Source organism: Companilactobacillus furfuricola (genome assembly GCF_003946325.1).
Taxonomy (GTDB): domain Bacteria; phylum Bacillota; class Bacilli; order Lactobacillales; family Lactobacillaceae; genus Companilactobacillus; species Companilactobacillus furfuricola.
This window is the reverse complement of the sequence record NZ_RHNT01000061.1, coordinates 1-14191: the sequence shown is the minus strand read 5'-3', so window position 1 is coordinate 14191 and position 14191 is coordinate 1. Positions and strand designations below refer to the sequence as shown.

Below are 14191 nucleotides of genomic sequence, written 5' to 3'. Positions count from 1 at the left end.
CTAGTCTTTTTGGAATCAACAGGCAACCTAGATCTTGATGAATTTCTTGATGGCTAACCAAAGTACAACAAGAACCGATAAATCGCTAAGAATAATTTGGCGGCTGAGGTCTGTATCCCCGGGCCCCTCCGTCTAGATGGAGACAATATCCTCCCTTTGTGGTGAGATTTACCGATTTATTTTGTACAAATTGGCACTTTTTGCTCGTCCTATTTCTCACATGTCTATCTCAGGATTTATCTATTCTGGTGGGGAGTAGGAGCTTCCTTGCTTTGTTTCAATATATTTTCTCTCTTGATTAATGATTTCTTTTTCGGTTCGCGGGACTTTGCTCCGCTCATTCTTTCTTCCCGACGGTGTTGCTGCTACGATTGTTTATTTTTTAGTATTGGTTATTTTTTTACTGGCTGTCGTTATGCTCCCGCCTTTTCTTTTTTGTCTTCCTTTTTGGAAACGTGCTCAATTATCTGGTTGAATTATAGTAAAATGGATTTATTACTTGTGGAGCGGGGGATTTTTTTATGAACGGTGAAGATCAACTTTTGCGGTCGGATATTATTGATCGAAATGTTCGGCAGAGTCTTAATCTTAGTTGGATCAACTTTGCTGTGCTGTTTTGTGCGGTTATTATTGCCTGTGTTGGGCTTAATATGGATTCGGTGGCGGTTATTATTGGTGCTATGCTGATTTCGCCTATTATGGATCCTATTATTGGTATGGGTTATGGGGTTGCGGTTCGTGATTCTTCTATGCTGAAAAAAGCTGTTTCGGTGTTTTTGATCGAGATTGTGGTTGGCTTGATCGCGGCTACGATTTATTTTGCTTTGTCGCCGATCAAGGATGCTAGTGAGCAGCTTTTGGCTCGGACTCAGCCTGCTATTTGGGATGTTTTGATCGCCTTTTTTGGTGGCTTTGCCGGGATTATTGGATCTGCTAAGAAGGAGCCGGGGAATATTTTGCCTGGTGTAGCTATTGCTACGGCTTTGATCCCACCACTTTCTACGGTTGGTTACGGGCTCAGTCAGTTTAAAAGGTCGATTGTTTTTAGTGCGGGCTACTTGTTTTTGATCAACTCGTTTTTTATCGCTCTGGCTACGATGATCGGGACTTTGATTTTTAACTTTCGCAAGAATCGTGCTTCGGGGATTCCTTTGAAAAATCAGGTGATGATCGTTGTTGCAGCGATTATTATTACTATCCCTAGTCTGATTTCAGCTTCGACATTGGTCAAGCAGACTTACAATGAAACGCAACTGACTAATTTTATTGAGAAAGAAATGTCTGATGAGTATATCGTTAACAAGCAGTTTGATGGCAATAAGATCAAATTGGTTGTTATGGGAGCTAATATTTCTAGTGCTCAGCTCAAAAAACTAGATAAGAAATTAAATGGCTATCAGCTTGGTGATTATAAATTGCAACTCAATCAGCTTTCTAAGGGTAACTATTTAAGTGTTAATGATTTCAAACAATACGTTGCTAATGAGAAGAATAGTTCTTCGCAGCCGACGACGACTACGGACGATGAATCCGAATTGTTGTCGTTTAAGAATAAAATTACCAACAAGTTTCCAGAGACAATTGATAAAGTATACATTGGTGAGCTAGCTCAGAAGAATAAGACTGGTGAAGCTTTGATTTTGGTTCAATTCAAGCAGGGACAAGATTCAGATACTGCTGAGCAACAAGTTAGTGATTACGTGAAGAGTGCTGCCAAGAAGCAAGATCTTGAATACACTTTGCATTTTACGCAAGAGTAAAAAAATGAGCCCTTCGACTTTTTATCGAGGAGCTCATTTTTTGATACAATAGGGTTAATAAGCGAAAATAAGGGAGCAAACACAAATATGAATAACGAAATTAAATTCATCATGAGTGAACTGGAACTGATTTATGGCTATTATCAAGATAATTTCAGTCTAAAACGGATCAAGACATATATTCTCAGCATGCCCGAGGGGACAAAGATCACTAAAGTTGAGACGGGCAATGTTCCCATGTATGGCCAAGACTTGCCATTGCCGATCGCTCAATTTAGCGATGAAACTGATTCAGTTGGTTTGCTTCAAGTAACTCACACAATGATCAAAGATCGCGGGGTAGAGGTTTTTGCCCAAGATGCTGAAAGGGTCAAGGACTTGGTCAATCGTCTGATCGAACTGATCCAACCAGCAAAATAAGCTTACAAAAAGAACAGCCAATTTTGGCTGTTCTTTATTTTGGACTTTTTTCACCGTATTTTTTAATGGAAAGGAATTTCGTTACACATCGAATTCCATTTTTAGTCAAAAAAAACAACCACTTCAAAAAGTAGTTGTTTTTTTTGACTTTATTTTTTATCGTCTGTTTTCTTTTCATCGGTACTTGCTGCGGCTGCTTTTTCCAGCTCACGATCTTCTTTTCTATTTCTAAATAGGAAGACTAGGGCAGGTAGAACAGTCAAAGCACTGATCAATGAGTAAGCTGTATCAAGTACGGTGATCAAACCGAATGAACGCAATACTGGGAAACTTGCGAACATGATGGCTGAGAAACCACCGATAACAGTTAAACCAGAAACTGTGATGGCTTGTCCAACTTTAGCCACCGCGTCGATGATAGCTTTTTCACGGGTGACTTTATTGAGTCGCTCTTCTCGATACCGCTCAAGGATCAAGATCGTAAACTCGGTACCAATACCTAGAACTAAGGAACTTAGGGCAATTGTAACTGGATTGTACGATGTGTGCATTAACCAGAGTGTTAATGGCGAAAGTCCCAGAACTACCAAGATAGGTAGGACAGGGTAAATTGCTAGACGGAATTCACGATATACTAGCAATAAGACGATGAAGATGATTGCTAATCCAGCAAACATGATCAAGTTGTGGTTAGATGTGACGTTGTTGACACCGATAAGCATCATAACTGTTAATCCAGCTGGTGAGATTGATAGTCCGTCATGTGTACCACCGATATCATCAGAAATCTTGTCCATCAACTTTTGTTGTTCCTTAGTCGATAGATGTTGATTGACCTTGAATTGAATCGTGGCGTAGTTCTTGTTGTCACTAATTACCGATTGCTTAAGTGGCTTAGGAATGTTGTTGACACCAGCATTCATTGCTGATTGACTAGCATTCATGTCGCCACCTAGTTGTTTGTAAGTAGATGAAAGACTAGTTACGCCTGTAATATCTTTATGCTTGTTTTGTTCTTGCTTACCAAGCTTATCGATACGTTTCATCGAATCGGCGTTTCTAACGTCGTCACCCTTAACAAGGTAATCGATATAAACGGTAGAACCAACTTTCTTTTGCAAGTACTTAGTATTTTGCAATTCACTCATGTCTTGAGGGATCATCTTCATGATATCTGTTTCAGTGTTGATGTTGTGTTCAACTGCGAAACCTAATCCACCAAGAACAATGGCAATTGCGAAGACCCAACCAGCATGTCTAGTAATGAAAGTTGCGTAACTACGTAACCAACCGGATAGACGAGTTGAATCGTTTCCGCTACGTTTCTGCTTAAGAGCTTCGTTCTTCTTAACAAATTTAGCATGTGACTTTTCAGACTTGTCAGCCAATGTAAAGGTACTGAACATCATGAAGAACTCAACGATATAAGCACAGAAGACACCAAGTGCTAATGTGATACCGAATTGTTGCATCATAGGTGCTTTAGATAAGAACATTGTCAAGAAACTGAAGATCATAACAATGACAGCAATACCTACGGCAGGTCCCATCTTAGCAATTGAAAGCTTGATAGCACCTTCGGAATCTTCCGATTGTCGATATTCATCTTCATAACGGTTTTGGAACTGAACACCGAAGTCGGTACCCAGACCAATAATGATAGGTAGGGTGGCCATTGTAGCCAGGGTGATCGGTAAGTTGAACCAACCCATGGCACCAAATGTCCAGATCATACCGATCAAAACAAAGAGTAGCGGTAAGATCCTTCTTCTTACTGGGAAAATCAAAGCAAGAATGATGATCATGATAATTACGGCGATCACAACCATAACAGCCATATTTTGGATAACAACATTCTTAACTTGGCCAATAACTACAGGGGTACCGGCACTTCTAACTTTAACTTTGCTGCTAAAGCCAGCATCTTTGATAGCTTTATGAACATCGTTCATTAATTTAACGTTGGTGTTCATATCGGTCGTACTCTTCGTGTTGACCATTAAGATGGTATGTTTACCATTCTTAGGTAATAATTGCGATATAGCTGATGGAACTTTACCGTTGTCGCTAAGCAAAATGTCACGCAATAAGGCGTTAGACATATTTTGGACCTTAGGGATCATAGGTAAAACAGCGGCAGTGAGAGCTTGCTTTTGTTGATCGTTAAGCAAGGTCAAAGTATAATTTTGAACTTGTTGCTTTTGTTGATCGGTCAACATACTCATCAATTGACTTGATTGTTGACTGGTCATTTCTGCTGCGGCAGCTTGTTGTTGAGCAGCAGGCATTTGAGCAATTTGTGCTTGTGCTTGCTGTTGAGCTGCAGCAACTTGTTGTTTCTGTTCGTCCGTTAATACAGAGCTAGTTACATAAGATTGAACTTGTGCTTGTTGCTCTGTCGTCAAACCACTTTGGATCTTTGTGGTAAGTTGGTTCTTTTGAGCTGTGGTCAAATTAGCCATTAGATCTTTTTCAGCTTTAGGTGTCAAGTTGAGATTTAAACCAGACATGTTTTTGGCAGCTGAAGGATTCTTAGCAATTTGTTCGAGCTCATCGTTTAGTAAGTTGACGATATTCGTCGTTGAACGAATGTTGTCATTCTTGCTAAGTTGTTTATCAAGCTTGTTAAGCTTCTTCATGTTCGATTGTGATAATACATCATCTTGTTTACCACTGACCATGACATAAACTGAATCACCACCAAAGTTCTTTTGGTAAGTATTGGTATCTTTGTATGGTTTAGAATTTGAGTTAACAAAGACATCATTACTAAACTTCATTTGGATCCTCGGTAAACCAAATGCAAGAACTATGGTCAATACTGCAATAATACCGATCCACATTTTAGCGTGCTTGTGGATGCTATTACTGAGCATATTGAAAAATTTTTCCATAATATTCTCTTCCCTCCAAATTATCTCATGTCAAATAGTTTAACATTAATTTATCAGTTTTTAAGCCACAAAAAGAGGCAGTCCTCTTAAAATAAGACAACTACCTCATTTTGTATCATTTTTCGACCCATTTCCTGAAAAAATCGTCAGTAAATGATGTAAATTCATCCTTCGGAATCTTAAAATCATTATCTTCTAAGTACTCAACTACACCGACCAAAGCACCGACGATCAAACTGATCATTAGTTCCGGATTTTCAGAATCACGGATCATGACGATCAAATGATCATCATCGGTATTTTCTGATCTTTCCCATTTTCGAGTCACGATATCCTTTAGAATTAATCTAAATTCTGGATATAGATTGGCGCGCGTTTGATACTGTGGGGAAACGTGGCGCATGAACTCGTTGTTTTTGCCGATAAAGTCAGCAATTTGAGTGATGATCGTTTCGGTCGTATTGGCCTCAGCCAGTAGGTCGTCGAGTAAGTATTCGAAAACGGCATGTAATAGCGAGAACTTATCATTGAAGTAACGATAAAAAGTGCTGTGATTGATCTGCGCTTCATCGCAAATGTCGCCGACAGTGATCTTATCGAACGGCTTTTTTTCTAAAAGTGAAATCATGGCTGTTACTATAGCATTTCTAGTTCGCTCCGTTACTTGTGACATAAGTTTCTCCCCTTATTTAAAATACATTGATGTCTTCGTATCTGGTCATTAGGACGTTAAAATCATAATCTTTGAGCTGGTCGATACTCTTTTGGCCGTTGAAAAAGGCGGTCAAACTTCCAGCTAGCATTAAGTTTAGTGGTGGTTCTTTATCAAATCTTACTCCGATTACTGGGACGTTGTTGGCGAAGGCGTATCCGCATTCCCAAGCTGTTCCTGAATCGGGTTCGCTCAATTGTTCTTCGAGTTTGTAATCTAATTCTGCGACGACGATATCTGAGATGTTGATGTTGTTGATGTCATGTTTGAATACGGCAGTTTGCCATTCGAATGACCCGAATTGTGCATCTGTATATTCGTCTTTTCCGGGACGGAAAATGTCGCCGATCGTGTCGTTTTGTTCTAGAAGGTTTTGGATTTGATCTAGACGCTGTTTTTGTTGGTCGCTGAAGAAGGGACCAGCTAAATAGACTCGGTTAAGTTTCGTCATTTTTATTCTCCTTTTTTGGCACACTTTTATTATACGCAAAAGGTTGCTCTGAGGGTAATATTAAGGGAATGTTACAGGGATGTTTTTGTCTAATTAAATTGTTTGGTTTGTGGTTTTATTTGTGGTTTTTGCGTGATATAACATATGTAGTTAATCGGCGGAGGTAGTTTGATATGGTAGATAAGAATTGTGCTATGCCTAAGGGTAAGGCAGTTTATAATAATAAGAAGAAGATCAATTATTTGGCTGTTGTTGGGATTTTGTTTTCTTTTTTGATTTTTGTGTTTTAGTTGGTGGCTTGTCGGGGGACGGGCTATTTTTTTTGGCCTTTTTATAGATGTAAGAGAGCTATGGCAGACAGAGGCGTTTTGCTTGGGGCACGTTTTGTTAGTTTGTTTGGTGTTGGGGTGTGGAGGTAGTTGTTTGGTTGCTACGTTCAATTCCGACTCCGGGGCCCGGGGATACAGACGCTGGAACGTGGTGGGCACATTTTGAACCAATCGAGCAAAGGGCGCTCGCTTGTTTCAAAACTGCACCTTCATCTAAGCTCCTTCGTCGCCAAGATGAATTTCACCACTGAGGTCTGTATCCCCGGGCCCCTCCGTCTAGATGGAGACTATATCCCCCCTTGGTTGAGTTTTACCGATTTATTTTGTACAAATTGGCACTTTTTGCTCGTCCTATTTCTCACATGTCTATCTCAGGCTTTATCTTTTCTGGTGGGGAGTAGGGGCTTCCTGGTTTTGTTGTTGTTTTTTCTCTATCTTCCTTACTTATTTCTTTTTCGGTTCGCGGGACTTTGCTCCGCTCATTTTATTTCCTGACTTACATTGCTGTTGTTTCTTTCATTGTTATGTTGGTTAGATAAGAGTGAATATTCTTTTCCTTCTCTTGCTTTCGCTTCTTGCTCGCGCACTCGTTCCTCGCGCTCTTGCCTGGTTCTTATGCTTTGTTTTTTCTCTGTTTATTTGTTTCTGGCTCGCGTGCTTGTTCCTCGCACTCTCGCTTGGTGGATCTTGGTTCAAAAATAGGTATGATTTTCAGATTTTTTTCTCTGAAATCATACCTTTTTTTGTTTATTTTTATTTATTTTTGTTTATAGGTAATTTAGTTTTCTTTGTCTTCATTGTTTGGTTTTTTTGAATCGGCTCGGACTATTGAACTTTTGTCGAATTTGAAATGTAATTTGTTTGGTTCTGGTTGTACGTTGGTTACTTCAAATTTTGCTTTGTGGACTCTTATTTGTGGTTTGGGGCTGGTTAGTATTAGGGTTTGGCCTTGGAAGGTTGAGCTGCTGTGGACTGTTAGGTCTTTTTTGTGGGGGACGATGTAGGAAGCTAGGGTTAGGTTGTTGAAGTGTGTTTCTGAGTGTTGGCGCAGTTTTAATTCGTTGATTACTATGGAATTTTTTAGGTAGGCTTGGGATTTTCTTTGGAATAGGAATTGGATCGAGGTGTTGTCTGCGAAGATTTGACTTTGGTCTAGTGATAGGCCGATTGTTTTGGTTTTTTTGCCGGTTAGGATCATGGTGTCTTTGAATGAGAAGGTGGCATTTTGGCCGTAGATTGTGTCCCAGTTGTCTTTGGTTTCTCGGTTGATGCAGACGTTGTTGGTGTAGACTTTGGCTCCGTCGTATGCTGATAAGGTGTTTTCGCTGTCGGCGGGGAAGGTTATGGTTAGATTTTTGAAGATGACGGTTTTGCCTGCTCCTATTGTGAAGCTGCTGTTTAGTTTGATGTCGTCTTTGTTGGTTGATTGGCCGATGAAGGTTACGTTTCTGCCTATGGTGCAAATTAGTGGGCTTTCTTTGCTGAAATATGTTCCTGGCATTAATTCGATGGTGTCTCCGTCTTGGGCATCGACTATGGTTTGTGCTAATTGGTCGTCTTTATTTTGTTGGTTGCCAACGATGAATTTGTTCATTTCGATACCCCCCGGATAATGAATTTTAGAAATTAATTATAATAGTCTCAGTTAAAAAAGACCAATGATTCAATTATGCTTTATTTTTTGGATCGATGTAGTTGAAATTTTATGCAAATAAAAAGTTGTACTGATCGGAAATTTTTCCAGTTAGTACAACTTTTTTGTTTAGTCGTTTGCTTTGATCAAGTTGTTTTTGTCTGTTCCAAACCATTTTTGGTTGATTTGTTGTAGTTCGCCAGTTTTGGCTAGGTGTATGAAGGCTTGGTCGATTTTCTTTTTGAGTGTTTTGTCGCCTTTTCTCATGCCGACGGCGAAGTCTTCACCACTGAATCCTCCGTAGAGTGTTCGATAGGAAGCAGGGTCTTTTTCGTGTTGGATGTAATAGTTGGCGTAGACGCTGTCGATCAGTAGTCCTTGGATCCGTTTGGCGTCTAGGTCCATTAGGGCATTGTTGAAGGAATCGTACATTACTGGTGTTTGGTTTTTGATGTATTTCTTTAGTTTATCAGGGTGTTGATTTAATAAGGAAGCTCCTGAAGAACTAGTTTGAACACCTAGTGTTTTGCCTTGCATTTTTTTGAAGCTGGTGATGTTGTCAGCTTTTTTAGTGACTAATACTTGGCGATTGGCTAAGTAGGGGTTTGAAAAAGCTATTTGGGCTTTTCTTTCCGGAGTGATGGTGTATCCATTCCAGATCAGGTCGATGGTCCTATTTCTTAGTTCGGTTTCTTTCATATTCCAATCGATCGGTTGAAAGTCGGCTTCGATGCCATATTGTTTGAAGACTGCTTTGGCTAGATCGATGTCGAAGCCCACTAGTTGACCGTCTTTTTGACGGAATCCCATTGGAACGAAGGTATCATCTAAACCAATGATCACTCGATGACGCTTTTGGATCGTGGACCAAGTATCAGCGGTGTTTGCTTCTTTGGCCACGGATTTTTTATCGCCACAAGCACTTAAGATCATGGCAAAGCAGGCTAGTAGGGTGACTACTGCGATTAATTTCTTTTTCATTTTCGTCTTTCCCCCTTATTTGTTGATTGGTGTAACTTTTAAGATCTGATCAGAAATGTTGCTGGCAAATTCTGGGTCGTGAGTTACGACTATTTGGGTGATGCCTGTTTTTTTCAGCTCGAGGATCACTTTACCAACGGCATCTCTTAAGCTTGGGTCTAGCGCTGATGTTGGTTCATCATAGCATAAGATCTGCGGTTTCATGGCTAATGCACGTGCGATTGCGACACGTTGCTTTTGACCACCGGATAGTTCGAATGGATATTGCTGTGCGTGGCTTTCTAATGATAATTCTTTCAGCAATGATTCGGCTGTTTCTTGAGCAGACTTTTTGTCTTGTTTTAAGACCATGATCGGTGCTAGCGTGACGTTTTCCATGACAGTCAAGTGTGGAAATAAGTTGAAATCTTGAAAGACTACGCCAATGATCTGTTCGGTATCTGAATCGTCTGCGGGATCGAATTCTTTGCCATCTAAGATGAACTTTCCTGAATCAGGTCGGTCCAATCCGGCAATGCAACGCAGCAAAGTAGTTTTTCCGGCACCAGAAGGTCCAACGATGCTCAGGATAGAATTGTCATTCACGTCAACGCTTAGTTGATTTAAAATAGTCGTTCCGTTGAAACTTTTAGTGATATTTTCCAATTTAAGCATTTATTTTTCCTCCTATATTAACGGTAGTAACTGTAGTGTTTTTCGACGACTTTTAAGACCCAAGTACAGATCAGTGTTAATAGTAAATAAATAATCCCGACTAAGACTAGTGGTAAGAGGGTGACGTCTCTTGAACTGGCAATGTTTCCGGCACGTAGTAAGTCACCTAATCCGATTACGTATACTAATGATGAGTCCTTAACTAAGTTGATAACTTCGTTTCCGATCGAAGGGATAACGATTTTGACAACTTGTGGGACAACGATTTTTCTAATCGTTTGCCAATAGCTTAACCCTAAAACTTTGGCACCTTCATACTGACCTTTGTCGATCGCACCAAAGCCACCTCTGAAGATTTCAGCAAAGTAGGCGGTGTAATTGAGGATGAAGGCAAAAAGTGCTGCATCGTATCGCTCAAAAACGATATGGAAAAATGGCATATTTGGTAGACCATAAAAGACGAAGATCAGTTGGAGCAAGAGTGGCGTTCCTCTCATTACCCAAATGTAAAAAGATAAGATCCAGCTCAATGGTTTAAATTTTGAGCTGCGGCCTAATGATACTAAGATCCCTAGTGGCAGTGATGCAACTAAAGTCCAAAAGAAGATCTTCAATGTCATAACTGTTCCACTTAAGAGTGAAGGTAATATTTCTGATGTGTATTGCAGCATGATTTATCCCCCTAGATAAAAGTATAAAAAAAGCCCCTTAGCCAAATAGACTAAGAGGGCGTTCGACGCGGTTCCACCTCATGTTGTCAAGACCTCACGGTCTTGACCTTAAGAAGTTAATGTAATAAAAAAAGCCCCCTGATCCAAATGGATCAAGAGGGCGATTTACGCGGTACCACCTCTGGCTCCCTAAATCCTCACGAATTTAGGCTCACGAAGTTACATTAACTTCAGTTATAACGGCACTACCGAAATGACTTACTTGTGTTCAGTCACTTAACTTACAGATGTGTTTCACTGTGCATTGGATCGACTCACACCAACGTCGACTCTCTGAACCAAACATCACAGCTACCTTCTGTCATCGTTTTTATACTAGTTTGAATGTTGCAACAATAATACGACCGATTGGCCGATCTGTCAAGTTATTTTCTTAATAGAGTTGACTTAAACTGTTTTATACAGTATATTGTGGTTACAACGATATTATACGACGTATAGCATTAAGAAAAGAGGTAACAATATGGCAATTCAAGCCTCGACCGAAATCTTGGAAGGGTCAGTGTTGGCTTTACTGACGAAGGAAGATTATTACGGTTATCTGATCACAAAACAAATGCAACAAAGTTTTCCGATCTCTGAATCGACCATGTATCCGATCTTACGCCGTTTGAAAAAGAATGGCTGGCTAACGACTTACGATCAGTCTTATGAGGGACGAAATCGACGTTATTACAAGATCACGGATCAAGGATTGAACAGATTGGGCGAAATCAGGAATGATTGGAGCGAGTTGAAAAAAGTCACAGATCAAATATTGGAGGAAAATGATGGAAACTAAAGTAGTTGATAGCTACATTGAAGAATTTGCTTCTTATCTAGAACAACTAGATCAAGCAGAACGTGACGATGTAGTGGAATTTTACCGCGAATACATTATCGATGCGCAATTAGATACCATTCAAGCTATCCAAGCAAAATTGGGTACGCCTAAGCATTTAGCGCGAAAGATCTTAGCGGATTATTCGATCAAGATGTCCGAAAACGATTATCAACAAATAGACAATGGGTCGATCACAGTAAACGAAAAAATGAAGAAAAACATCGGCATGATCATTTTGATCATTTTAGCTTTATTCGCAAGTCCGGTATTAGTTCCGGCGGCTATCGCGTTGATCGGTGTGGTCGTCTTATTCGTTTTATCAGCTTTGGCATTTACTTTATTTGTGGCATTCGTACTCGCGTTATCCGTCGTAGTCGGCATCGGGATGATCGTCGGAGGGATAGCGGTGGTCTTCCAATCAGTCACGACCACGATTTTTTACGTCGGTGTCGGGTTGGCGATCTTAGGACTCGATTGTTTATTGATCCCACTGATCATTGCCTTTTGTAAATGGGTCTTTGACGTTATGATCATGTTCTTCCGTTGGATCGGTAAGAAATTGCTGCATGGTCGCAATACTCCCAAGAAGGAGGAAAAATCTAATGCGTAAAACAACTATGGTCACAGGGATTTGGCTTTTAGCCGTCGGGATCGTTTTAGCGACTATCGGATTGCTAACTAACGCCCCCAAAACAGTTGTCTGGAATAACGGACTCAAAGTCTCTCGTAGCGTTTCGATCGATAAGAATTTATCTTCTTTTAATAAAATCAAGATCAGTGATGGCGACGGCGATGTTGAGATCAAAGGTGGTAGCGATTACTCTATCAGCATTGAAGGAGACGAGATCCAAGCACCGAAATATCGTTTGAAGAATGAAACACTTTATATCGACAAGAAACAGCGTTCCAAGGCTAGCTTTACTGGAAATGAAACGGTCGTCGTAACAGTTCCTCAAGATAAGCAACTACAAAAAATCGACCTCGAAGTTGGACGTGACGGCGTTACAATGTCGAACGTCGACGTCAAAAAGTTAGTAGCTAATGGGGTCATGAAGTCTGAAGACTTCAGTACTAATAAATTGACCCTGGATAATGTGAATGTCGCAGATTCCGCCCAGATCAATTTAAACTATTCCCGATTAAATACCCTCAATTCTCAATTGAATAATCTGACGTTGATCAGTCGAGGAGATTCGACTGACGAATATGACGATGAATATGATGATACTGACGAAGATTTTGACGACGATGGTAATGTTGACGTTACTTTTTCCGACACGAGTGTGACTAAGGCATCGATCCAGGCGAATGCAAGCGATGTCGATGTCAGAAATTCTGTCCTTGAGGAAGTGACAACTTCTTCAAACTACGGTCGTGTTCGGGTGATCGATACAACTCTCAAAGGGATCAACGAGTTTAAGATCAATACTGGTGTATTTAGTGGACGTTCGATCAAAACTGACGACGTTGACTTGAGTAACAACAAAGGCTTGATCAAGTATATGGGCAACTCGACAAATGACCACGTTTATCAAGCTGACAAAGACGCTCAAAATTTATTACGGGTCAGTGGTGATCGATTACGGATCAACGTGAAGTAGCTAGTCTAGTTTACTTAATATAGGTTTGTTATAATAGCGTTATCACGGAGGGGTTTCATATGAATAACGCTAGTTTAAAGAGGATACCGGCTTCTGAAGTTAACCGAGAAGCACGTCAGATGTTTCGCAAGAACTTCAAAGAGATCATTGTCTTAAATATTATCCCGATCTTGATGCGGATCGTTGGGATGTACTTTATGATCAAATTGTACAATGCATGGCTTTCGGGCATGGGTGTTAGTTTATCTGATCCACAAGCTGCCAGTAATAGGCTGACTGAGATTACTCAAGAAGTTATGAGTAATCCTGCTTCCGCTGCTGATTACACTTTTAAAACGACACCAGAGACTAATATTATTATTTTCGCTGCTGGTTTGTTTTTCTTCCTGGTTTGCGTTGGTATTGGTTATACGCTTTTAGATAAGTATCGTAATAAGGATTATCAGATCAGGACGATTGCTGATCAATTGCAAGTATTTTCCGGTCGCTTTTTCTTTTCGGTCATTTTCCTGGCTATTTTGTTCAATATTATTGTTGAAGCGGGATTGGCTTTGTATTTGATTCCTGGTATTTGGTTTATTTTGATGTTTGGCCAGTGTTTCTATATTTTGAAGGATGATACTGCTAAGAATGAACGTGTTGGACTTGGGCGGACTTTTTCTACTTTTGCTCGTAGTTCTTTGTTGGTTCGTGGGTATAAGTGGTCTTTGCTTTTGATTTTTGTTGAGTTTTTGGTTTTGGAGGTTATTAACTTGTTTACCTGGGAGCTTTTGTCTATTGTGGTGCATCCTTATGAGCAGTCGGTTTTGGCTGTGTTTTATGAGAAGGTTGCTTTGGCTAAGGCTGAGGTTGCTGGTAGGTAGTTTAGCTTGGGACTTTTTGTCCTGGGCTATTTTTTTTATAGATGTAAGAGAGTTATGGCAGACAGAGGAGTTTTGCTTGGGGCACGTTTTGTTAGTTTGTTTGGTGGTTGGGGTGTTGAGGTAGTATTTTGGCTGCTACGTTCAATACCGACTCCGGGGCCCGGGGATACAGCCACTGGAACGCTGCCGACGTCGATTTGAGCTCCTCGAAGAAGACCACTTCGACGATCTCAAATACGAGTCTTATTCTAAGCGATAAATCGGTTCTCGTCGTGGTTTGGTTATTTTGATGCATTTATTTAAGAAGAGGCTTATATACTCAATGCCAATTTTCATGAG

15 protein-coding genes and 1 other annotated feature are annotated in these 14191 nt (G+C 40.3%); of the genes, 8 read left to right on the top strand and 7 right to left on the bottom strand.

Annotated features, from left to right (window positions below):
• Positions 1 to 521: 521 nt before the first annotated feature.
• The gene (locus EKM78_RS11150) at positions 522 to 1760 is read left to right on the top strand and encodes a DUF389 domain-containing protein (RefSeq protein WP_125772275.1); all 1239 of its coding nucleotides are present in this window, start codon (positions 522 to 524) and stop codon (positions 1758 to 1760) included.
• A gap of 87 nt (positions 1761 to 1847) precedes the next feature.
• Positions 1848 to 2180, top strand: a complete 333-nt coding sequence (locus EKM78_RS11145; RefSeq protein ID WP_125772273.1) for a hypothetical protein — start codon at positions 1848 to 1850, stop codon at positions 2178 to 2180.
• A 149-nt stretch (positions 2181 to 2329) separates the two neighbouring features.
• Here EKM78_RS11145 and EKM78_RS11140 read toward each other — a convergent pair whose 3' ends face one another.
• The 3 genes from EKM78_RS11140 to EKM78_RS11130 form a co-directional block, all read right to left on the bottom strand.
• Positions 2330 to 5074, bottom strand: coding sequence for an efflux RND transporter permease subunit (locus EKM78_RS11140; RefSeq protein ID WP_125772270.1), 2745 nt, complete (start codon positions 5072 to 5074; stop codon positions 2330 to 2332).
• A 115-nt stretch (positions 5075 to 5189) separates the two neighbouring features.
• Positions 5190 to 5747, bottom strand: coding sequence for a TetR/AcrR family transcriptional regulator (locus EKM78_RS11135; RefSeq protein WP_125772268.1), 558 nt, complete (start codon positions 5745 to 5747; stop codon positions 5190 to 5192).
• Between the two features lie 16 nt (positions 5748 to 5763).
• A complete protein-coding gene (locus tag EKM78_RS11130) occupies positions 5764 to 6237 on the bottom strand; it encodes a nucleoside 2-deoxyribosyltransferase (protein ID WP_125772266.1) in 474 nt (157 codons plus the stop codon).
• 427 nt (positions 6238 to 6664) lie between these two features.
• On the opposite strand from EKM78_RS11130, the gene EKM78_RS12840 reads away from it, so the two are divergent.
• Positions 6665 to 6817, top strand: coding sequence for a hypothetical protein (locus EKM78_RS12840; RefSeq protein WP_164507324.1), 153 nt, complete (start codon positions 6665 to 6667; stop codon positions 6815 to 6817).
• A gap of 527 nt (positions 6818 to 7344) precedes the next feature.
• On the opposite strand, the gene EKM78_RS11125 is transcribed toward EKM78_RS12840, so the two are convergent.
• From EKM78_RS11125 to EKM78_RS11110, 4 genes are all read right to left on the bottom strand, one after another.
• Positions 7345 to 8160, bottom strand: a complete 816-nt coding sequence (locus EKM78_RS11125; protein ID WP_125772264.1) for a polysaccharide lyase domain-containing protein — start codon at positions 8158 to 8160, stop codon at positions 7345 to 7347.
• Positions 8161 to 8328: 168 nt separating this feature from the next.
• Positions 8329 to 9180: an amino acid ABC transporter substrate-binding protein gene (locus tag EKM78_RS11120; protein WP_125772262.1), complete on the bottom strand. Its 852-nt coding sequence runs from the start codon at positions 9178 to 9180 to the stop codon at positions 8329 to 8331.
• Between the two features lie 15 nt (positions 9181 to 9195).
• Complete coding sequence (locus EKM78_RS11115; RefSeq protein ID WP_125772260.1) at positions 9196 to 9834, bottom strand: amino acid ABC transporter ATP-binding protein; 639 nt, start codon at positions 9832 to 9834, stop codon at positions 9196 to 9198.
• A 17-nt stretch (positions 9835 to 9851) separates the two neighbouring features.
• Positions 9852 to 10505: an amino acid ABC transporter permease gene (locus EKM78_RS11110; RefSeq protein WP_164507323.1), complete on the bottom strand. Its 654-nt coding sequence runs from the start codon at positions 10503 to 10505 to the stop codon at positions 9852 to 9854.
• Between the two features lie 153 nt (positions 10506 to 10658).
• Positions 10659 to 10879, bottom strand: a binding site (T-box leader).
• A gap of 149 nt (positions 10880 to 11028) precedes the next feature.
• Between EKM78_RS11110 and EKM78_RS11105 the strand changes: the two genes are divergently transcribed.
• From EKM78_RS11105 to EKM78_RS12835, 5 genes are read left to right on the top strand one after another with little or no spacing between them, the layout of a single operon-like run.
• Positions 11029 to 11346: a PadR family transcriptional regulator gene (locus EKM78_RS11105; RefSeq protein WP_125772257.1), complete on the top strand. Its 318-nt coding sequence runs from the start codon at positions 11029 to 11031 to the stop codon at positions 11344 to 11346.
• Entirely contained in the window at positions 11336 to 11998 is a 663-nt protein-coding gene (locus EKM78_RS11100; protein ID WP_125772255.1) for a DUF1700 domain-containing protein, read from the top strand. The genes EKM78_RS11105 and EKM78_RS11100 overlap by 11 nt, the downstream gene beginning before the upstream one ends.
• Entirely contained in the window at positions 11991 to 12989 is a 999-nt protein-coding gene (locus tag EKM78_RS11095; RefSeq protein WP_164507322.1) for a DUF4097 family beta strand repeat-containing protein, read from the top strand. Before EKM78_RS11100 ends, EKM78_RS11095 begins: the two co-directional genes overlap by 8 nt.
• A gap of 59 nt (positions 12990 to 13048) precedes the next feature.
• Positions 13049 to 13852 (top strand): hypothetical protein, encoded by an 804-nt coding sequence (locus EKM78_RS11090; protein ID WP_125772251.1) that lies wholly within the window; start codon positions 13049 to 13051, stop codon positions 13850 to 13852.
• Positions 13853 to 13906: 54 nt separating this feature from the next.
• Positions 13907 to 14053: a hypothetical protein gene (locus EKM78_RS12835; RefSeq protein ID WP_164507321.1), complete on the top strand. Its 147-nt coding sequence runs from the start codon at positions 13907 to 13909 to the stop codon at positions 14051 to 14053.
• Positions 14054 to 14191 lie beyond the last annotated feature (138 nt).